Annotated in this window: 1 protein-coding gene; it reads left to right on the top strand. The window is 53.4% G+C overall.

The genetic code is table 11. The features are described from left to right. The coding region (locus tag R8N49_RS30420) for a GGDEF domain-containing protein (protein WP_318190863.1) at nt 1-519 on the top strand (519 nt) is incomplete at both ends.

The following is a 519-nucleotide window of genomic DNA, read 5'->3' as shown; positions in this document are numbered from 1 at the left end:
TGACGGGGACATACAACCGCAACCACTTTGAGTTGGAGTTGAAAACCGCGCTGCGTGAAGTGGATAGCCACCGCCGAGTGCATGCGATGTTGTACCTCGATCTCGACCAGTTGAAAGTGCTTAATGACACCGTTGGGCACGATGCGGGCGATGCCGCGATTCAATTTTGCGCCAGCATGTTGGAAGAGGTGCTGCCATACAATTCCGTGCTTGCGCGAATGGGCGGCGATGAATTCGCGGTGCTACTGAAAGATTGCGACGAGTATGGCGCGATCAATATTGCGAAGGTGATTATCTCCACATTGGGTGAGCACCTGTTTATCTGGGAAGACACACGCTTATTCATCAGTTGCTCGGTCGGCATTCGTATCATCGACCACACGGCAGAAACGCCGCAAATGGTGCACGCGCAAGCAGATTCGGCGTGCCATGCGGCGAAAGAGCAGGGGCGTAACCGTTACAATCTGTTCAGCTTAGATAATGAAGAGTTGCAGCGTCGCCAGATGGAAATGCAGAGCG

This window comes from Vibrio sp. 1978, from assembly GCF_033344345.1.
This window is presented reverse-complemented; position numbering and strand designations above follow the sequence as displayed.